The sequence below is a fragment of the Neptuniibacter sp. 2_MG-2023 genome, from assembly GCF_030547495.1.
GTDB lineage: Bacteria > Pseudomonadota > Gammaproteobacteria > Pseudomonadales > Balneatricaceae > Neptuniibacter.
In genome coordinates this window covers 1-19,468 of record NZ_JAUOQC010000006.1, presented here as the reverse complement: position 1 = coordinate 19,468, position 19,468 = coordinate 1, and the positions used below count along the sequence as shown (strand labels likewise).

Below are 19,468 nucleotides of genomic sequence, written 5' to 3'. Positions count from 1 at the left end.
GTTATTGTAGTGGCTGGTAGATGAATTACCAGCTTAATACTTTTCTTCATTGGGTATAGTTAGCCAGAATGTAAAAACACTGCCCTTATTGGGTTTACTTGATACAGTGATGGAACCTCCCATCATTTCGGCATAGTGTTTTGCTATAGCCAGTCCTAGCCCTGTGCCTCCATACTTGCGTTTTACACTTCCGTCGACCTGTTTGAACTTATTAAATACTTGAGCAAGCTGTTCTTTAGGAATACCTATCCCTGTGTCGGCGACTTCCCAATAGATTTTATTTTGATCCAGATAACACTTAAGAGAGATCTCTCCTTGCTCTGTGAATTTGCAGGCATTTGATAATAGGTTGAGTAATATTTGCTGAATCTTTTCTTTGTCTACATTTAAGTAAAGATCCCCAGAAGGGTGGTCGATGGTGAAACGATTTTTATTTTTTGCGGCCAGTGGACGTATAGTATTTTCAGTCTCTTTGATTAGATCGGTGAGTGAGCATTGCTGTGCGCTCAGATCCATTTTACCGGCTTCACATTTAGCTAAATCTAAGATGGCGTTAATTAGGTTTAAAAGCCGCTGTGAAGAATGTAAGGCTGAATTAAGGTCCTCAACTTGAGTGTCAAATTCAGGATGTATTTCAAGCTCTTCTGTAACCAATTCAATATAACTAGTTACAGCTTGTAGAGGAGTGCGTAGTTCGTGACTGATATTGGCGAGGAACTCCGATTGAGTCCTCATGGCAACTAATGCTGTATCACGCGCGGCGACTAGTTCATGAGTACGGACTTCAACTTCAGATTCAAGGCCTGTGTTTAATTCTATGAGCTTGTTTTCTTGCTGCTCTAAGGAGTTCATCATGGCATTGAAGCTTCTCGCCATTTGTTGAACTTCTCTAGGCCCTTCAATTTCTGCAACTAGATGATCGCCTGAGGTTTGTGCCTCATTCATCGTTTCAGATAGTTTGGAAAGGGGGCTTGTTAGATGACGAAGCCCTCTATTTAAGAGCCAGATTAACAGTATGGATATGATTAACGTGACGAGCAGATTGTAGATGATGAGGTTATTGATCAGCTTAACAAGGGACTCTTTGGAAACTTTAATCATAACGTAACCAAGTAGCGATTTTGTATTGTTCTCTAAGCTGAATTCTTGAGCACCGCTATCGTTGCTTAATGGATCGGTATTTTCCAAGTAGACGGGGGCGGCAATAAACCAAGCGCTGCCTGTATTTTTGACTGTCGTGGCGGCGTTAATCGGGAACCAAAGATCTAAGTCGGAATTTTTCCAATCGACATCCCCTTGCTTAAGCAATAGATCTAGGCTGTCTGAGAAAATAGCGACACCAGTAACATCGTTGAAGCCTAGTACCTGGGATAGAGCGTCATGTGCATTTTCTTTGCTTGCAGTGATCAAGGAGAGCACGCTGAGATGGGCTAAGTTATCAGCTATGCGTAATGAATTTTGCTGCAGAACTTGCCGGGATTGATTATACGAGACCCATACTGCGGTTACTGAGCTGGTAATAGAGAGTAGGCAGATAGATATAATCAGAAACAAGAGCAGTTGCTGCCAAATACTTTTATGTCTGTGTCGACCAAAAAATATCATCAATATGCCCTAGAATCTGGATTGAGGAAAAGTTTGATAAAAAGAGTTTTTCATTGTTGCGTTATATTCTAAGCCTAGGTGGGAGGCGGTTCTCAAGTTCACACCCACTTGTCGAGTTAGGGATAGTTCTACACCAGGGCCTTTCTCTCCCTCCTTCATGTTTGCCACCATGCGGGCCAAACGGGAGCCATCCTGAATATTGTCGGGGAAAAGGGTAAAAAGGAAACCACGGCGGACGTGGCCCGGTTTACTCGAAAAAACGACAAAGTTTCTATCCCAGGATTCGCGCAGTAATAGGGGCAATATGACGTTTTCGTTAGCAGTGGTCGTATCTAACGGCAACCAAATAGCATCAGTCAGGCTGTCCGCTTCTTGCAATATTGTTTGATAGCGCTCAACGGCCTCACCTAAATCAGCAACTTTAGCGGTAATGAGCTTTAGCTTCTTTTTGGCGGCTGCGCGTTGTGCTTTTTCAATCAGCCATTCACTTTGGTCTGTGTATACCACGTGAACTTGGCGAGTGTTTGGCGATAGTATTTTTAATTGATCAAACAGGTTTGCAGGATCAGCGATTAAGCTGACACCTGATATATCGTTGGGTCTTATAGGTAGAGCCCCCGTCACAAAAGGGTATTTTCCTCGGAGGGTATTGTTGTATGCATAACCTCTGCGTCCTAAAGTGATAACTCGGTCAACACCATCGGTGTCCATTTTGTTTAGCAGGGCATCGGGCGCTAGAGGTTTATCTATAGAGTATTTAATCACTTTCCCTACATGCTGAGTTTCAATCCCTTCAATTATTTGTTCAAAAACCTGTTGGTAGGGTGGTGGTAGATCGGGGTATATAACCGCAAGCGTTGCCGCCGCTAATGGATAGCTGAGAAAGGTTAAGCATAAGGCTATACAGGGCAAGAGCCATCGACAGATGAGTTGCTTAGGTCTATAAAAAATCCGTTTAATTCTTGCCATAAGCAGTGATTGGTCTGCATCTATTTTGTATGAGATTTAGAGGGAGGAAGGTAAAATTCAGATAGTCTTATTGCTTCCTATGGACCTAACGCGCACTTTTTTGCCAAGTATAACCTGAATTGATATTGATCTCGATAGGTAGGTTTAACGGTACAGATAAACCAAGGAAAGGAGACTTTATACTGCTAAAAACTGTGTCTATTTTTGCATGGTAAGATCAGACTAGGGTTGAGACAAATGAGGATGATCTATCTATAGACCTTGTCTGCTTTATTAGGCTATATGGTGTAAGAGACCCTCCGCGACACTGTAGATATCAGAGGGCCTTTTAGTGACTATTTATAAGCCGATGATTATAAGCTAATCAGGTTTAAAATTTACCGTTGTTGTTTTTCCATGTGTCTTTGGTTGGTATTGCTTCGATAGTGTCCCAATGCTCGGCGATCTTTCCGTTTTCTACCCGAAAAAGGTCATAAAAAGATGTGTGTTGCTCTGCGAAACTGCCTTCGCTCACCACTAAAACAAAGTTACCTTCTCCCAGAACGTGGTGGACTTTTTCATACTTCATCTGAATACCTTGTTTTGCAAGGGCTTCCAATGCTGCCCCTAATCCAGATAAACCATCGGCAATATTAGGGTTATGTTGAATATAGTGGTCACCATTAAAGTAACTTTGTAGTTTGCTCATTTCACCATTGAGTAAAATATCAGTCACAAAGTTTGTAACGAGCGTTTTGTTGGCTGCACTTTTGCTAAGGTCTGTTACCTCTAGAGCACCATCGATCATAGTGCGACCACTCGGGTTTGTAGTTTTCGGTGTCTCTTGAAGGTTATCCCAATGTTCAACAATTAAATCATCTTCAAAACGGAAAATATCAAAACCTATTTTAGGTCCAAAGAAATTATATTCCGTATGGGTGAAAACGTAGTTACCGTCTTGGAATGCGCGGACTGTATTTACCTTCGCTGAGTTTGCCGGTAGAGCAGCTAATACTGCACCGAAACCGCTTAAACCATCGGCAACTGCTAAGTTGTGTTGTGTATATTGGTGAGGGTTTATATAGGAGACAGGCTTTGATTCATTTGTCTCTATGCTTTTAAGCAAGTCGACCACTTTTTGTTTATAACTCATTTGCGTTTCTCCTGTTTCTGCCAGTGTGTTGGATACGCATGTAGTGGCGAGTAATCCGGCGATTGCCGTGCAGCGTATGGTTTTGATCATTGTTGTTTTACTGTTTTTTAGGTTCATGTGGGTTATGTCCAAATAAGATAGAAACCGCTATTAGCTCGTGGTGTATTTATGTCTAGTTCTCTTCTTCTTTAGCTATCTTCTAATAAATAGTGCCTTATGGAGAGGTAGCTATATTGTTTATAATGATCAAAATCGAGCGTTTATAAGAAATATGTGATTTAGGAAAGTGATGAAGCCGATTAAACAGACCTCATTTGAAAATAGAGAACTAACCGCTTTAGGTATTGAGCCTATTCGGTTGGAAGATATGCGTGATAAGTTGCCAGCGGTTGCCGAGCGGCTTGAGTTTTACATATTGATATTAGTGACAGCAGGTAGCGGCAAGCATAGTGTGGATTTTGTTGAGTATGGGTTATCGACGGGCTCGTTGCTGTTTGTACGCCCAGGTCAGGTTCAGGAGTGGAGTGATTATGCTGAGTTAGATGCTGAAGTGGTGTTGATTGATCCTAAGTCGTTACCTTATGGCGATAATATGTATGCAGCGGATAGCAGCTTACTGGCACTTGATCGTTGGCAGAATTGCACTTTATTACCTAGCTTGCTTTATGATGACTTATTGGCTGCATTGTTAAGACTAAGACGGGATTTTACTGCTTTTAATGGCTCTCAGTTGGATATTGCGTTGGTGAGGCATGAAGTATTAAGTATTTTGCTTCGTTTAGCCCGTTGGCAGGATCAGCTCTCATCAATGGTCAGCCTGCCTAGTCGATCACAAAAGACATACCAGCTTTTTATTCAGTTGTTAGAGCAACAATATACTGCGCAGCATAGTCTGAATTATTATGCGCAGCGTCTAGGTTATGCACAAAGTACTTTAAGTCGCGCCTGTCTGAAATATGAAGGGGTCTCTGCAAAAGTAGTTATTGATCGGCGTATTGCTTTGGAGGCGCAGCGAATCTTAGCGCATAGCCGTGCATCGGTGGCTGAAGTGGGGTTTTATCTAGGCTTTAGTGAGACGACGAACTTTATCAAATTCTTTAAACGTGTACTTGGCACAACCCCAAGCGTTTTTCAGCGCAATGCTCGGGGAAATCATAGCCCTGATCCTATATAGAATAGGGCTGTTTTTTTTATATAGTTTGTAGATTGGCAAACCCAACCACTAACCATTTACTTCCTTCATAGTCGAAATTCACTTGCACTCGAGCTTTAGCACCAGACCCTTCAAAGTTTAGTACTGTACCTTCACCAAACTTACTGTGGTTTACGCGTTGTCCTAGCGCTAAATTGGTTTCAGGTATTGCGCTACTGCTTAGAGAACTGCTGCCAAATAAGCTACTACCCGTGTCATCATTATTGTAGCGGCTTGTCATTGGTCGGCTAACGCTAGCGTTGAGGCGCACCTCCTCAATCAGTTCATTTGGAATCTCTTTAATGAAACGAGAAGGGCGGTTGTAATTATCTTGGCCGTGTAAGCGGCGGGATTCTGCATAAGTGATGTAGAGCTTCTGCATAGCACGGGTTATACCTACATAGCAGAGACGGCGCTCCTCTTCGAGGCGGCCAGGTTCCTCGATAGACATCTTATGTGGAAAGAGACCTTCCTCAACCCCCGCTAAGAAGACTTGAGGGAATTCTAAGCCTTTGGCTGAATGTAAGGTCATTAACTGGACACTATCTTGGAAATCATCAGCTTGGGTATCGCCGGAGTCTAAGGCTGCCTGATCTAAAAAGGCGGCGAGTGGAGAATTAAATTCCTCATCCAAAAACTCATCCCACTGACTGTTAAATTGTTTGGCAGCGGTAACGAGTTCTTCTAAGTTTTCGATGCGCGACTGGGCTTTTTCGCCTTTCTCTTTTTGGTGATGTTCAATTAGCCCTGCGTGCTGGATAACATGCTCAGCTTGCTCATGGAGCAGGGTATCTTCGGTATCTTGGGCCATCTGATTGATTAAATCGATAAATGTTTGTAGGGCATTCGCTGCGCGAGGTGGCAAGCGTTTCAGCTCTACAATTTCATTTGAGGCGCGCCACATAGAGATCGATTGGCTGCGGGCATGTTCACGAATAATCTCTACTGTGCGAGTACCAATACCGCGGGTCGGCACATTAATAACACGCTCCATGGAGGTGTCATCATCTCTATTGCTAAGTAAGCGTAGGTAAGAGAGTGCATTTTTAATCTCTAAGCGTTCATAAAAGCGTTGTCCGCCATAGATACGATAAGGAACACCGCTGCGAATCAGTGCTTCTTCAAGTACCCTTGATTGAGCATTAGAGCGATAGAGAATGGCACATTCTCTACGTACATTGCCATCTTGAACCCATTTGCTAATCTGATCGACGATAAAGCGAGCTTCATCTTGCTCATTAAATGCAGAGTAGAGCGAGATAGCTTCGCCTTCACCTGCATCGGTATGGAGTTCTTTCCCGAGACGGCCTTGGTTATTACGGATGACTTCATTGGCTGCACGTAGAATTGTTTCAGTCGAGCGATAATTTTGTTCAAGTTTAATGGTTTCTGTGCCGGGGAAATGGATAGAAAGGTTTTGAATATTTTCTATCTTTGCGCCACGCCAGCCATAGATGGATTGGTCATCATCACCCACCGCCATCAGTTTACGTTGCCCGCCGCATAGCATCTGTAACCATGCGTATTGGATACTGTTAGTGTCTTGAAACTCGTCTACAAGGAGGTAACGAAAGCGATCTTGATAATGGGCTAGAAGTGCGGGGTTTTTATCTCTCAGCAGCTCGAGTGAACGGAGTAGAAGCTCGCCAAAATCGACCATGCCGCCTCGTTCACAAGCGGCTTCATAGGCTTGATACATGGAAAGCATATTTCGGTCGGTTGGGTCATTACGCGGTTCAATATGTTTTGAGCGCAAGCCTTCATCTTTTTTATCGTTGATGTACCACTGGAATTGGCGCGCTGGCCAGCGCTTATCATCCAAGTTCATCTCTTTTGCTAGGCGCTTGATGACACGAAGCTGGTCATCGCTATCCATAATTTGGAAGTTTTCTTGTAACCCTGCATCTTGCCAGTGAGCACGTAATAAACGATGGGCTAGTCCATGGAACGTGCCAACCCACATGCCTTGAGGGTTAATGCCGAGCAGCTCCTCTATTCGGCCACGCATCTCTTTGGCCGCTTTGTTGGTAAAGGTAACTGCCATAATCGAATAGGGTGACATCTTTTCGATCTGAATAAGCCATGCGATACGGTGGACCAGTACACGAGTTTTACCGGAACCCGCACCTGCAAGTACCAGTAGGTTCTGTACGGGAGCCGTTACTGCGCTACGCTGGGCATCATTTAGCGAATCGATTATATGGGTTACGTCCATTGCTGCTCTTAGTCACTGTATAAATAATCAGTGATGGATTATAACAGCTGCTATGGACTTTAATAGTAACTAAGGGGTGATGTTAGGTAAGAATTAGGTGAAATGATCGGAAAAATAAGCCCCTTGAGATATTTCTTATCTCCTTGGTTGGGGCTTAATTAGAGTGATGTTAATCAGGCAGTTGGCTTGGGTTTTGGCGCCTAAATAGCAAAATACGTTTTAACTCATCCGGATCTTTTAGCTTTTGTTCGCTATTTTTATCTAGCCAAGGAATAAGCCGCGACAGCCAGAAACGCATAGCGGCCGTACAGCTAAGAATAGCCCAAGCTTCTCTATCCCCTTCAGTGAAGGGCCGAGCTTGATTGTAAGCCTTGAGTAGAGCCTCCTCCCGTTGGCGGTCAATTGAACCGTCGGGGTTGCTACACCAATCATTGGCAACGATTGCCAGATCAAATAAGAGGAAGCCGGTAGCTGCGTTGTATAGATCTAATACGGCACTGACCTCTGTTCCCTGAAAGAGCACATTGTCATGGAAAAGATCGCCGTGGATTGTACCTACTTCGATGTTACTTGGGTTCTCTCTAAGTTGATCGAAGCGTAGAACTTCATCCTTGAGCAGTTTTTGATCTTCTACTGATAACTTAGGTGCAATCAGCTCGCTTTCCCTACGCCACCAGAAAACACCACGGTGTGCCTGTCGCTTTAAATAAAAGTCTCTGGCCGCAACGTGGAACTCGCCTAAAACTTTACCAATAGCCGCGCAGTGCTCAGGTGTTAGGTCTGTTTGCCCTACATGTTCGCCATAGAACCGTGGTTGGATGGCTGCCGGACGATTCTTTAGGCGCTTAAGGCCTATTCCGTTGCGATCTTGTATGGCGAAAGGCACGTCTATATGTCTATCAGATAGCCATTGGCACAGTTCAATAAAATAGGGGAGCTCTTCATGGTCAAGCTCTTCAAAGAGAGTAAGTACATACTCCCTTTTTGCGCCGTCTTTTATTAAAGATATAAAATAGTTGGTATTTTCAATACCACCCTCAATGCCTTTAAAGCTGACGAGTGAACCCAGATCAAAGTCTGTTAGTAACTGGTTCAGGTCATCTTTATCTAATTGTGTATAAACAGCCAAAAGTGTTACTCAGATTGTGTTAGTGATTACTGAAATTACCAGCGGAATAGTACCCATTTAGGGATTAGCATTTGCGATTCTTCTTGGCGGATAAAGTTGCCTTCACCCGGCGCAGGAACTAAGTAATATTCTTTGCCCTGTTTTGGAACCACTTTAATCTCTTTTAGTTCGCCGTTTATACGGTACTCGTAGTAGGTTTTATCCGAGTCGTTGTAAATGGTGATCTGTGGTTCATTCTCATCTACAAGGGGAGGGACTTCCGCTTGCGCAAGAGGTGTAATCAATAATAAAGCAGCTAATATTAGCTTTTTCATAATGCATCCTTCTTTAAATATATGAAGACTTCTTCTTTAGGCGACTTAACTTATCGACTATGATCAGTCCCTTGATGATAACCAACTCGGATTTACAGATGAGCGAACAGCGCCAAATATCCAACTCTCCTCTTATTCTAGTCGACGGCTCCTCGTATTTATACCGCGCTTTCTTTGCTTCTCAGCAAGCAGACTTAAGAAATTCAGCTGGTGTGCCTACTGGAGCGATCCGAGTGGTCACTTCTATGCTGAAGAGTTTGGTTAAACAATATCCGGATAGCCCCATTGCTGTCATCTTTGATGCTAAAGGCAAAACGTTCCGAGATGATCTTTATAGCGACTATAAAGCGCAACGTCCGCCGATGCCAGATGATCTTCGCAGCCAAGTAGAACCAATTCACCAGATAGTGAAGGCGATGGGTATGCCTCTGATTGTTGAAGATGGCGTTGAAGCGGATGATGTGATCGGTACGCTTGCCTACCAAGCGAGCCAACAAGGTGTTGATACTATTATTTCCACTGGCGATAAAGATATGGCGCAGCTGGTGGATAAACATGTGACCTTAATCAACACTATGACTGATACGTTAATGGATGTTGAGGGTGTAAAGGATAAGTTTGGTATTCCGCCTGAACTAATTATCGATTTTCTCGCCTTGATGGGAGATAAAGTCGATAACATACCTGGTGTTCCCGGCGTTGGTGAAAAAACTGCGTTGGCGCTTTTACAAGGTATTGGTGGCATTAAAGATCTATATGAAAACCTAGATAAAATTGCAGACCTAGGTTTCCGTGGTTCTAAAACAATGGCTAAAAAGTTAGAAGAGAATAAAGATAAAGCCGAACTCTCCTATCTATTAGCGACGATCAAGCTTGATGTAGAGCTACATGAAACCATAGCTGACTTTAAAAAGCCGCAACCTGACACTGAGGCTTTAATCAAACTGTTTGAGGAGTTTGAGTTTCGTTCTTGGCTTGTGGATCTTCAGTCCGGTGGTGGAGCTTCCGCGGAATTAGTTACAGAAAACAGTGCAATGCCAGCAGCGCCAGAAAAAGTTGAATATGAAGTTATCTTTGAAGAGGCGGAATTAGATCGTTGGATTGAAAAGTTATCCACAGCTGAATTGTTTGCTTTTGATACAGAGACTACCAGTTTGAACTATATGGAAGCTGAGTTGGTGGGTGTTTCTTTTGCGGTTGAAGCGGGCAATGCGGCTTATGTTCCTGTTGCACATGATTATATGGGCGCGCCTGAACAGATTAGTCGTGAGCGCTTGTTAGAAAAATTAAAACCCTTATTGGAAAGCAGTGAGCATAAGAAAGTAGGTCAGCACATTAAATACGATATGAATGTATTGGCTAATTACGGTATCGAGATGCAAGGAATAGCGTTTGATACGATGCTGGAATCTTATGTACTTAACTCGACCGCATCTCGTCACGATATGGACAGTTTAGCTGACCGTTATTTAGGCGTTAAAACTGTTAAGTTTGAAGGTATCGCTGGTAAAGGTAAGAAGCAGCTAACCTTTAATCAAATTGAGTTAGAGCAAGCGGGGCCTTACGCAGCCGAAGATGCTGATATTACCTTGCGCCTCCATCAAGCTATTGATGCACAACTTAGTAAAGATGAAACACTCTCCAAAGTATTTACCGAAATAGAAAAACCATTGATTCCTGTGTTGTCGCATATAGAGCGCAACGGCGCCCTAGTTGATCCTAATGTGTTGGGTGAGCAGAGTATCGAGTTGGCAGCACGAATGATTGAGTTAGAGCGAGAGGCGTATGATATAGCGGGCAAAGAGTTTAACTTAGCCTCACCTAAGCAGCTTCAGCAGATATTGTTTGAAGAGCAGGGTATCCCTGTAATTAAGAAGACGCCTAAAGGTGCACCCTCGACCGCGGAAGAGGTGCTACAAGAACTTGCGCTTGAATATCCGCTCCCACAACGGATTTTGGAACACCGTAGTTTAAGTAAGTTGAAATCAACTTATACAGATAAACTGCCATTAATGATTAATCCGCGAACGCACCGTATCCATACCTCTTATCATCAGGCAGTGACTGCAACGGGGCGTTTATCTTCAACGGACCCTAATTTACAGAATATACCTGTTCGCACACAGGAAGGGCGTAGGATTCGTCATGCCTTTATTGCGCCTGAGGGTTATAAGATTGTCGCGGCCGATTATTCACAAATTGAATTACGCATAATGGCCCATCTATCCCAAGATAAAGGGTTGTTAGAAGCCTTCTCTAAAGGTGCTGATATACATAGCGCAACAGCGGCAGAGGTCTTTAAGGTTGAACTCAATGAGGTAAGTAGTGATCAGCGACGCAGTGCGAAAGCGATCAACTTTGGTTTGATTTATGGGATGTCAGCCTTTGGTTTAGCTAAGCAGCTCGGTATTAGTCGTAAGGAAGCGGGGCAATATATAGAACATTATTTTGCCACTTATCCTGGTGTGCAAAACTATATGGATGATGTGCGTGTTAAAGCGCAAGAGCAGGGTTACGTAGAAACCCTATTTGGTCGCCGCTTATATCTGCCTGAGATTAAAGCGAAAAATGCGATACGTCGCCAAGCTGCAGAACGTACCGCGATCAATGCACCTATGCAGGGAACCGCAGCAGATATTATCAAACGGGCAATGGTCTCTGTGGATAATTGGTTAGCGGGAGCTGATTATGATGTTCGTATGATTATGCAGGTGCATGATGAATTGGTCTTCGAGGTGCGTGAAGATCAGGTTGATGCCTTTGTGAATGAGGTTAAGCAACAGATGGCGGGAGCGGCTGATTTAGATGTGCCGCTTTTAGTGGAAGCGGGTGTAGGTGATAATTGGGAACAGGCTCATTAAGCCCAAAGGTAGATATAATTGAACTATTGTGACAAACCAATGTCATAATTTAAGAGCTATCACTTTACTCTAGCGATAGCTCTTTCCAGCAAGTATGTATTAACGCCCTGTGGTATCAGTCGTTCCCCTTTTAACGATTCACAGGGCATTTTTTTGTTTGCTAGTAATGATCTATTCTATTTATTCGCTTTCTGGTTGATCATTTTCAGGTAATAACCAACAGTCTAAACGATGGCGAAGTTGATCAACATTTTGCTTTTTCAATGCTGAGAATGTTTGCACTGTCACAAGATCGCCTAATACTTCACTAAGTTCCTTACGGATTTTTAGAAGTGTTGATTGGGCCGGTCCCTTTTTTAGCTTGTCGGCTTTAGTTAATAACACATGTAGTGGCATATGGGAGGATTGGCACCAGCCGATCATCATATGATCGAACTCTTTCATCGGGTGACGTATATCCATTACAAGCACTACGCCTTGCAAGCATTGACGCTTCTGTAGATATTCATCAAGATGTTGTTGCCAATGCTGCTTCATCTCAATCGGGACTTTAGCGTACCCGTAACCAGGCAGATCGACGATACGTAGACCTTCAATATTGAGATCGAAAAAGTTTATTAATTGAGTTCGGCCAGGTGTTTTTGATGTACGGGCCAGTTTTCCGTTGTTTGTAAGTGTGTTAATCGCGCTAGATTTTCCCGCATTTGAGCGGCCAGCAAACGCAACTTCTGCGCCTACATCTTCCGGACACTGATGTAATTTTGCCGCGCTTTTATTAAATCGTGCGCTGTTATAGTGAACGGTTAATTGATCTGATGACATATTTTGGGCCGCTTTTTTGGTAATCGCTACTAAAGGAACAGAGATTGTCGTTCCAGTTTGTGTGGATATTGGTTTATAATTGCGCCAATTTTACCTGCGATCAGGATTTAGCTCTAGTCTGCAGGGAAGTGAGGATAACATTGGTCAACGTAAAACTATTAGTGTTTTACATAGATCAAACATAATTTTAATCAAGAGTCTGGGTTCGTCGATGAATAAACTACTGATTAGCTTGCTTGTGACCATAGGTCTTACTGGTGTAGCTCATGCGGCAGGTGATGCTGCTGCAGGAAAAGGCAAAACGGCTGTATGTGGAGCTTGTCACGGTGCTGACGGTAACAGCGCAGTGGCAAACTTCCCTAAACTAGCAGGTCAGAATGAAACTTATCTGATCAAACAGCTTAATGAAATTAAAGCAGGCACTCGCCCGGTTGTGGAAATGACAGGTCTACTTGACGCGTTAAGTGATCAAGATATGGCTGATATTGCTGCTTACTTTGCAAAACAGCAAGGTACAGTGGGACATGCTGCCAAAGATCTAGTTGAGCAAGGCGAGAAGATCTACCGTTCTGGTATTGCTGCTAAAGGTGTCGCTGCTTGTACAGCATGCCACGCTCCAACAGGTCAAGGTAACGACCAAGCTGGTTTCCCTGCTATTGGTGGACAGCACGCTGCATATACAGAAAAACAGTTACATGCTTTCCGTACAGGTGAACGTGCTAACGATCCTCAAGGTATGATGCGTGATACAGCTGGTAAACTAAGCGATGCAGAAATTAAAGCGGTTGCTAGTTATATCCAAGGACTGAGTAAATAAATTCAGTTCGAGTTAAAAAAAGGCAGCGTAAGCTGCCTTTTTTTTGTAGATGTTTTTCTGACAAGATGGAACTTTATCGTCTGCTGTTATGTCTATTCTTAATTCAGTTGATTGTTCGGAGCATAAAATAGAATGAAAAAAATTGGCTTTATATTGATCGCTTTGTTTTTGCCGTTACTTGTTCAAGCAGAAGATTACCGTGAGGGTGTGCACTACGTTAAGTTAACAACGCCTGTACGCACGATTGATCAGAGTAAGGTAGAAGTGGTTGAGATGTTTGGTTATCCATGTCCCCATTGTAATAGCTTCGAGCCTTACATTAAAAACTGGAACAGTAATCAAGCGGATGATGTGAACTTTGTTCGTATCCCTGTAGTTTTTGGGCGTAGCTGGGAACCGATGGCACGTGCTTTTTATGCATCAGAGCTTATGAAAACGTTAGATAAAACGCATGAGGCGACTTTTCATGCGATTCATGTTGAGCGTCGTCGCTTTGCTGGTATGAATGACTTTTCTGAGTTTTACGCAAATTTAGGCCTTGATCGCGGCCAGTTTGATAAAATGTATAACTCCTTTGCGGTTAACATGAAGCTAAAGCAAGGCGATTCTAAGCTGCGTGGTTACGGTGTTGAAGGTGTACCGGCAATGATTGTTAATGGCAAGTATCGCATTAGTGCTCAGATGGCGGGTGGTCAGCAAGAGATGTTAAAAGTAGTGAATTTCTTAGTTGAGAAGGAACGCTCCGCAGCCGAGTAAACCTAAAGATTAAAAAAAACGCCCTTCATGGGCGTTTTTTTATATCTGTTTGCTATAAGCCCTAGTGCGAATTAGTTAGTTAGACTAACATAAGTTCAGACTGGATTTTTGGTTTCGATGTCCTGGGGATTTAGAGTGGCAGAAGAAAAAGTTGATTGGAAAAAGAAATATAGGGAATTGGCTCAAGAGTTGGAACAGCAAGAGCGCAAAAGTGCCGATGTTGAGAGCCAGCTACGTCAACTTGCTAGCTATTTAACGGTTGCCCTAGAAGGGGAAAGTCCGCAGTTTGATACTGAATTATCCCAGTTAAAGCCTCTACTGCAGAAAGCGTGTATGGAACACCTATCTGCTTTGAAGCAAACGACCAAACGTGTTGAAAAGCAAGTTAAAAGTAGAGTTGAGGTTAAGGATAAGCAAGCGCAAGAGGTTGTTGCTGCACTGTTAAAGTGGGTACGCATGTTACGTACCCAAGTACAAAGTAGCGGTGCCCAAAATATTCTTGATTCGCTTGAAACTCGAAGTCATGACATCAATGATAAAATTTATGGGCTGCCGGGTTTACTTGATGACTTGATCGAGCTGCAAAGTCATGTTGAGAGCGGTAGTGAAAGTGATGGGTCTTTTGAAAAGAGTGATTTCTCTTTAGACAACACCGCCTCTACCGATGCGCTCGGTGACGAAGTTCGCATACTGTTAAAACATATAGGGACCGAGCTTCTTGAGCTTATCAGTGGGCTTAGCGTTCCGAAAGAAGATACCCCTGATGCACGCGAGTTAGTTCAACGTATTGAAAAAGGTTTTGAGCTACCGCATTTGCCTGAGATTGTTCACCATGTTGTCCAATTGGTTATCAAGTCGACTAGTAACACTAGCGATGATTTTGAAAATTATTTATTAGAATTAAGCTCTAGACTGACAGAAGTGCAGACCTTCGTGGTGGACAGCCGTCAAGAGCAGCAAGAGATTGGTCAAAATCAGCGAGAGCTTGATCAGCAAGTGCGTCAGGATGTTAAGCAGCTGCACCATACGGTTAAAAATACGAATGATATAAAGGATCTCAAAAACGCGGTCTCGTTTCAGCTGAGCGGCTTGATGCGAGCAATGGATAGCTTTAAAAAGAAAGAGGAAGAGCGCGAGAGTCGGTTACAAGGTCGGTATGAGGATCTAATCTCAAAAGTTGATGAGATGGAGCAAGAAACCCGCAAAGTGAAAGCCCATATGGAAGAGGAGCGTTTACGCGCAAGGACCGATCCGCTGACAGGCTTACCAAACCGTGCCGCGTATGATGAATATATTGTCCAAGAATATGAGCGTTGGTCGCGCTACCGTACGGCGTTTACTGTTGTTGTTGCGGACCTAGACCTTTTCAAAAGTGTAAATGATAACTTTGGGCATCTTGCCGGTGATAAGGTTTTACGTTTAGTTGCTAAGGTTATTACCAAAAATATTAGAGTGACTGACTTTGTTGCTCGTTATGGAGGTGAAGAGTTTGTTATTATCCTTCCCTCAACATCGGTCACTGAAGCCGTGCAGGCGATGAATAAACTAAGACTTTCATTGGCGAAAAGCCCATTTAATTTTCATGGTAAGCCTGTTGGGATCACAATGTCTTTCGGGGTAACTGAGATTAAAGAAGGTGATTCTTTAGAGGAGGCTTTTAACCGCGCTGATGCGGCACTGTATCAAGCTAAAGAAGATGGTCGTAATTTAGTCCGGGCTAACTAGCATCCGCTTCTATCTTTGTTGTATTAATATAATTTTAATTAAGGTTCCTCTGCTGTGAAGCGTCTTTCACGTATTCTAAGAATAATCCAAGTGTTTGCTCGTTATCGTCTTGATACGATATTTTTAGGGTTATCTTTACCTTGGTACGTTCGTATTTTATTTTGGTTATTACCTTGGCGTTTGTTTATTCGCGCATCTAAGCCGGAAGCGGTTCGTATTCGGTTGGCTTTAGAGGCGTTAGGGCCTGTTTTTGTTAAATTTGGTCAAATGCTTTCCACTCGCAGAGATCTTCTTTCTGATGAGCTCGCGGCAGAGTTGAAAAAGTTACAAGACCGAGTGCCTCCTTTTTCCGGCCCGCAAGCCCAGAGTTTAATTGAAACTGCATTGGGGCAGCCGGTATCGGAGCTGTTTAGCTCGTTTGAGGTTGAGCCGTTGGCGTCGGCATCCGTTGCGCAAGTTCATGAAGCGACTATGTTTGATGGGCGAGATGTGGTTGTTAAGGTTATCCGTCCAGGAATTAGCAAAACGATTCGAAAGGATGTAGATCTCTTATTTACCTTGGCTCGCCTTGTACATGGCGTTTGGGCTGAGGGACGGCGTCTTCGCCCTGTAGAGGTTGTAGCTGAATATGAGCAAACTATCTTTGATGAGTTAGATCTGCGTAAAGAAGCTGCGAATGGTTCACAGCTACGACGTAACTTTGATAACAGTGATGTTCTCTATATCCCTGAGATTTACTGGGATTTTACCCGTTCAAATGTACTCGTTATGGAGCGTATCCACGGTATTCCAGTGGCCGACCTTGAACAGTTAGCGGCTCAAGATACAGATATGAAGCTGCTTGCGGAGCGAGGCGTAGAGATCTTTTTTACCCAAGTATTTAGAGATAGCTTCTTTCATGCCGATATGCACCCGGGCAATATCTTCGTTTCTCGCAATAACCCTTCGCAGCCGCAATATATCGCAGTGGATTTTGGGATTATTGGTTCGTTGACACCTGAAGATCAAAGTTACCTTGCACGAAACTTCTTAGCTTTCTTTAAGCGAGACTATCGTTTAGTTGCTCAACTGCATGTGGATTCTGGTTGGGTGCCTGCGGATACTAATGTTGATGCATTTGAAACAGCAATTAGAAGTGTCTGTGAGCCTATATTTGAAAAACCATTAAAAGAGATCTCTTTTGGACAGGTTTTACTTGGGTTATTTCAGACAGCTCGACGTTTTAATATGGAAGTGCAGCCACAGTTGGTATTGCTCCAAAAAACATTATTAAATATCGAAGGGCTAGGTCGACAGCTTTATCCTGACCTTGATCTATGGAAAACCGCTAAACCTTTCCTAGAGAACTGGATGAAAGAGCGAATGGGGCCCAAAGGCGTCTACCGCACTATTAAGCAGCAAGCCCCAGATTGGTTAGAAAAGCTTCCCCATATGCCTCAACTTGTCTTTGATGCTCTAAATCAGGTGCGTAATTTAGATAATATTAGGCTTAGAGATCTACGTGCTTATCAGCAAGCGAAAGATGAGTTAGAGGCTAAGAGTAAGCGTCGTACCTATCTAGCAATACTCTTTATTGGCGGCAGTGTTATTACCGCTAGTCCAGAATTGCAGACTTGGTTGTGTGAGTTGCCTGTAAGTAGTTGGCTTTTGGCTATTTTGGGTGGTGCACTCTTATTTAAACGAGATTAGGCTATCCCTCTGGGTATGGTGGAAGTAATATTGTTCGGGTATGCTTCCGCAACGAAAATTAGCATAGATAAAAGAGAGATATGAGATGAGTGATGTACTAACTCAGCTGGGCAAGGTATTAGAAGAGCGAAAATCGGCATCTCCAGATAGCTCATATGTCTCAAGCTTACATGCGAAAGGTTTGAATAAAATTCTTGAAAAAGTGGGCGAAGAAGCGACCGAAACTATACTTGCGGCAAAAGATGCGCAGGTTAGTGGCGATAACAAAGATGTTATTTATGAAACAGCCGACCTTTGGTTTCATAGTCTAGTTGCATTGTCACATTTAGGTGAGAATCCTCAGGTAGTATTAGATGAATTGGCTCGACGCTTTGACCTTTCGGGCTTAGAAGAAAAAGCATCAAGAGTAAAAGGCTAAGGTCTATTTGATAAATGAAGGTGATCTAATCGCCTCTGATTTCACGACGGAGAATAACAATGGGTTTAGGCGGTATTAGTATCTGGCAGCTTCTGATTGTTCTTGCCATTATTATTTTGATTTTTGGTACTAAAAAATTCAAAAATATTGGCAGTGATTTAGGCGGCGCAGTTAAAGGCTTCAAAAAAGCGATGAGCGATGAAGAAAAGGCTCAGGAAGAAGCTGATAATAAACAGTTAAAGCAGGATGATGCCGATTTTACTGATGCGAATAACGCAGATGTAAAAGAAGAGCAGAAAACTGATAAATAATTGGCCACGATAAATGTTTGATATCGGTTTCGCCGAAATATTGATTGTTGCAATTGTCGCATTGGTCGTGCTCGGTCCGGATAAGTTGCCTACCGCGATTCGAACGGTGGGATTATGGGTGGGGCGCATCCGTCGCACTGTAGGTTCTATTCAGTCAGAAATTAGCCAAGAGCTTAAAATTGATGAATTGAAAAGAACGACAGCAATCAAAAAAGAAGAGTTAGAAAAAGAGCTGAGTGATATGCAGCAGCCTTTTGATATCTTAGGGGATGATTCCCCTATAGCGGCAAAAACTACTCCAGTTGAAGAGTTGCAAGCGAAAGCCGAAGACGCTCAGCAAGCTAAAGATGTTCAGGCCGTTGAAGAAACGGACAAGGTTGATAAGTAATGAGCGATCAACAAAATGTCCCAGAGCAGGATAAAGAGCTGCCCCTGATCACCCATCTGGTGGAGCTGCGCCAAAGGTTAATGTATGTGCTGTTGATCATCCTAGGTATATTTCTAGGGTTGTTCTATTTCGCCAATGATCTTTATACCTATCTATCCACACCCTTGACTGCGTTGCTGCCGGAAGGCACTAGCATGATAGCAACCGATGTGACTTCGCCATTTTTTGCACCATTCAAATTAACGCTTGTTGCGGCGATTTTTGCAGCAATGCCTTTCATATTGCATCAAATATGGGGGTTTATTGCGCCAGGCCTCTATCAGCACGAAAAGAAATTTGCGGTTCCGTTGCTGGCTTCTAGTATTTTCTTGTTTTATGCCGGTATTGCTTTTGCTTATTTTGTTGTCTTCCCGCTGATTTTTGGTTTCTTTACCAGTGTGGGGCCGGAAAATGTGGCAGTGATGACGGATATCAGCAGTTATTTGAATTTTGTTCTAAAGCTATTCTTTGCATTTGGTATTGTTTTTGAAATACCTATAGCCACCTTATTGTTGATCTGGTCAGGTGCGGCCACCGTTAAAGGGTTACGGAGTAAGCGAGCGTATGTGATTGTTGGCTGCTTTGTTTTGGGTATGTTATTGACGCCGCCCGATGTTATTTCGCAAAGTTTATTGGCACTGCCTATGTGGTTGCTCTTCGAAGCTGGAATTATCTTAGGTGTTATTTTCGTGAAGCCTGCTAAAGATGAAGAAGATAGCGGCGCTGAAGATAGTGAAGAAAAAAGCGAAGATGAAGATGACGATGACGACGATGATTATACATACGAAGAAGATTTTGAGCGGGCGATGAGGGATATGAAAGATTAAGACCTCCTCTGTTTAATTAAAGAGAGTATTTGGGTGCCGCTTATATAACTAAGCGGCATTTTTGTATCTACAGCAGAGGTTTCAGATAAAACTGGTCGAGGGTTAACCAGTTTTCTGATTATTGCTCATTTCTTTAATGTTTTTACCTTTATTTTGCAGTTTTTTAGTTTTGCCTGTTGACCTTGTTTGTGAAGTGTCTATAATTCGCCGTCCTTGCTAAGGGAGGCCCGCCAAGCGGCGCTGACTGACCTAAGTAAAG

At 43.2% G+C, this 19,468-nt stretch carries 17 protein-coding genes; 10 read left to right on the top strand and 7 right to left on the bottom strand.

What is annotated here, in order from left to right; translation table 11 throughout:
* Positions 1 to 33: 33 nt before the first annotated feature.
* The 3 genes from Q4486_RS07425 to Q4486_RS07415 form a co-directional block, all read right to left on the bottom strand.
* Complete coding sequence (locus Q4486_RS07425) at positions 34 to 1,605, bottom strand: HAMP domain-containing sensor histidine kinase (protein WP_303417527.1); 1,572 nt, start codon at positions 1,603 to 1,605, stop codon at positions 34 to 36.
* Positions 1,606 to 1,614: 9 nt separating this feature from the next.
* Complete coding sequence (locus tag Q4486_RS07420) at positions 1,615 to 2,574, bottom strand: ABC transporter substrate binding protein (RefSeq protein ID WP_303417529.1); 960 nt, start codon at positions 2,572 to 2,574, stop codon at positions 1,615 to 1,617.
* Positions 2,575 to 2,944: 370 nt separating this feature from the next.
* Positions 2,945 to 3,823 (bottom strand): nuclear transport factor 2 family protein, encoded by an 879-nt coding sequence (locus Q4486_RS07415; protein ID WP_303518927.1) that lies wholly within the window; start codon positions 3,821 to 3,823, stop codon positions 2,945 to 2,947.
* A gap of 172 nt (positions 3,824 to 3,995) precedes the next feature.
* Between Q4486_RS07415 and Q4486_RS07410 the strand changes: the two genes are divergently transcribed.
* Positions 3,996 to 4,880 (top strand): AraC family transcriptional regulator, encoded by an 885-nt coding sequence (locus Q4486_RS07410; RefSeq protein ID WP_303518925.1) that lies wholly within the window; start codon positions 3,996 to 3,998, stop codon positions 4,878 to 4,880.
* A 16-nt stretch (positions 4,881 to 4,896) separates the two neighbouring features.
* On the opposite strand, the gene uvrD is transcribed toward Q4486_RS07410, so the two are convergent.
* The 3 genes from uvrD to Q4486_RS07395 all read right to left on the bottom strand — a co-directional run bounded on the left by uvrD (position 4,897) and on the right by Q4486_RS07395 (position 8,556).
* Positions 4,897 to 7,113 (bottom strand): DNA helicase II, encoded by a 2,217-nt coding sequence (gene uvrD / locus Q4486_RS07405; protein ID WP_303417536.1) that lies wholly within the window; start codon positions 7,111 to 7,113, stop codon positions 4,897 to 4,899.
* 169 nt (positions 7,114 to 7,282) lie between these two features.
* The gene (locus Q4486_RS07400; protein WP_303518923.1) at positions 7,283 to 8,242 is read right to left on the bottom strand and encodes a homoserine kinase; all 960 of its coding nucleotides are present in this window, start codon (positions 8,240 to 8,242) and stop codon (positions 7,283 to 7,285) included.
* A gap of 35 nt (positions 8,243 to 8,277) precedes the next feature.
* On the bottom strand, positions 8,278 to 8,556 hold the full coding sequence (locus tag Q4486_RS07395) for a DUF2782 domain-containing protein (protein WP_303417539.1): 279 nt from the start codon (positions 8,554 to 8,556) through the stop codon (positions 8,278 to 8,280).
* 98 nt (positions 8,557 to 8,654) lie between these two features.
* Between Q4486_RS07395 and polA the strand changes: the two genes are divergently transcribed.
* Complete coding sequence (gene polA / locus Q4486_RS07390; protein ID WP_303518921.1) at positions 8,655 to 11,417, top strand: DNA polymerase I; 2,763 nt, start codon at positions 8,655 to 8,657, stop codon at positions 11,415 to 11,417.
* A gap of 180 nt (positions 11,418 to 11,597) precedes the next feature.
* Here the strand turns inward: polA and yihA are convergent, their stop codons facing one another.
* A complete protein-coding gene (gene yihA / locus Q4486_RS07385; RefSeq protein ID WP_303417543.1) occupies positions 11,598 to 12,239 on the bottom strand; it encodes a ribosome biogenesis GTP-binding protein YihA/YsxC in 642 nt (213 codons plus the stop codon).
* 211 nt (positions 12,240 to 12,450) lie between these two features.
* Between yihA and Q4486_RS07380 the strand changes: the two genes are divergently transcribed.
* From Q4486_RS07380 to tatC, 8 genes are all read left to right on the top strand, one after another.
* Complete coding sequence (locus Q4486_RS07380) at positions 12,451 to 13,056, top strand: cytochrome c (protein ID WP_303417545.1); 606 nt, start codon at positions 12,451 to 12,453, stop codon at positions 13,054 to 13,056.
* Between the two features lie 132 nt (positions 13,057 to 13,188).
* A complete protein-coding gene (locus Q4486_RS07375; protein WP_303417547.1) occupies positions 13,189 to 13,812 on the top strand; it encodes a thiol:disulfide interchange protein DsbA/DsbL in 624 nt (207 codons plus the stop codon).
* 135 nt (positions 13,813 to 13,947) lie between these two features.
* Positions 13,948 to 15,537, top strand: a complete 1,590-nt coding sequence (locus Q4486_RS07370) for a GGDEF domain-containing protein (protein WP_303518920.1) — start codon at positions 13,948 to 13,950, stop codon at positions 15,535 to 15,537.
* 54 nt (positions 15,538 to 15,591) lie between these two features.
* Entirely contained in the window at positions 15,592 to 17,226 is a 1,635-nt protein-coding gene (gene ubiB, locus Q4486_RS07365; protein WP_303518919.1) for a ubiquinone biosynthesis regulatory protein kinase UbiB, read from the top strand.
* An 85-nt stretch (positions 17,227 to 17,311) separates the two neighbouring features.
* A complete protein-coding gene (locus Q4486_RS07360) occupies positions 17,312 to 17,644 on the top strand; it encodes a phosphoribosyl-ATP diphosphatase (RefSeq protein ID WP_303417552.1) in 333 nt (110 codons plus the stop codon).
* Positions 17,645 to 17,703: 59 nt separating this feature from the next.
* Positions 17,704 to 17,955 carry a Sec-independent protein translocase subunit TatA gene (gene tatA, locus Q4486_RS07355; protein ID WP_303417554.1) on the top strand — a complete coding sequence of 84 codons (252 nt, stop codon included), beginning with the start codon at positions 17,704 to 17,706 and terminating at the stop codon, positions 17,953 to 17,955.
* Positions 17,956 to 17,968: 13 nt separating this feature from the next.
* A complete protein-coding gene (gene tatB, locus Q4486_RS07350) occupies positions 17,969 to 18,343 on the top strand; it encodes a Sec-independent protein translocase protein TatB (RefSeq protein ID WP_303417555.1) in 375 nt (124 codons plus the stop codon).
* Positions 18,343 to 19,209: a twin-arginine translocase subunit TatC gene (gene tatC, locus Q4486_RS07345; protein WP_303518918.1), complete on the top strand. Its 867-nt coding sequence runs from the start codon at positions 18,343 to 18,345 to the stop codon at positions 19,207 to 19,209. Before tatB ends, tatC begins: the two co-directional genes overlap by 1 nt.
* Positions 19,210 to 19,468: the final 259 nt, after the last annotated feature.

Coding starts and splice junctions, on each gene's coding strand:
- Q4486_RS07425 (WP_303417527.1), bottom strand. CDS start 1,605: ATGATATTTTTTGGTCGACACAGACATAAAAGTATTTGGCAGCAACTG.
- Q4486_RS07420 (WP_303417529.1), bottom strand. CDS start 2,574: ATGGCAAGAATTAAACGGATTTTTTATAGACCTAAGCAACTCATCTGT.
- Q4486_RS07415 (WP_303518927.1), bottom strand. CDS start 3,823: ATGAACCTAAAAAACAGTAAAACAACAATGATCAAAACCATACGCTGC.
- Q4486_RS07410 (WP_303518925.1), top strand. CDS start 3,996: ATGAAGCCGATTAAACAGACCTCATTTGAAAATAGAGAACTAACCGCT.
- uvrD (WP_303417536.1), bottom strand. CDS start 7,113: ATGGACGTAACCCATATAATCGATTCGCTAAATGATGCCCAGCGTAGC.
- Q4486_RS07395 (WP_303417539.1), bottom strand. CDS start 8,556: ATGAAAAAGCTAATATTAGCTGCTTTATTATTGATTACACCTCTTGCG.
- polA (WP_303518921.1), top strand. CDS start 8,655: ATGAGCGAACAGCGCCAAATATCCAACTCTCCTCTTATTCTAGTCGAC.
- yihA (WP_303417543.1), bottom strand. CDS start 12,239: ATGTCATCAGATCAATTAACCGTTCACTATAACAGCGCACGATTTAAT.
- Q4486_RS07380 (WP_303417545.1), top strand. CDS start 12,451: ATGAATAAACTACTGATTAGCTTGCTTGTGACCATAGGTCTTACTGGT.
- Q4486_RS07375 (WP_303417547.1), top strand. CDS start 13,189: ATGAAAAAAATTGGCTTTATATTGATCGCTTTGTTTTTGCCGTTACTT.
- Q4486_RS07360 (WP_303417552.1), top strand. CDS start 17,312: ATGAGTGATGTACTAACTCAGCTGGGCAAGGTATTAGAAGAGCGAAAA.
- tatA (WP_303417554.1), top strand. CDS start 17,704: ATGGGTTTAGGCGGTATTAGTATCTGGCAGCTTCTGATTGTTCTTGCC.
- tatB (WP_303417555.1), top strand. CDS start 17,969: ATGTTTGATATCGGTTTCGCCGAAATATTGATTGTTGCAATTGTCGCA.
- tatC (WP_303518918.1), top strand. CDS start 18,343: ATGAGCGATCAACAAAATGTCCCAGAGCAGGATAAAGAGCTGCCCCTG.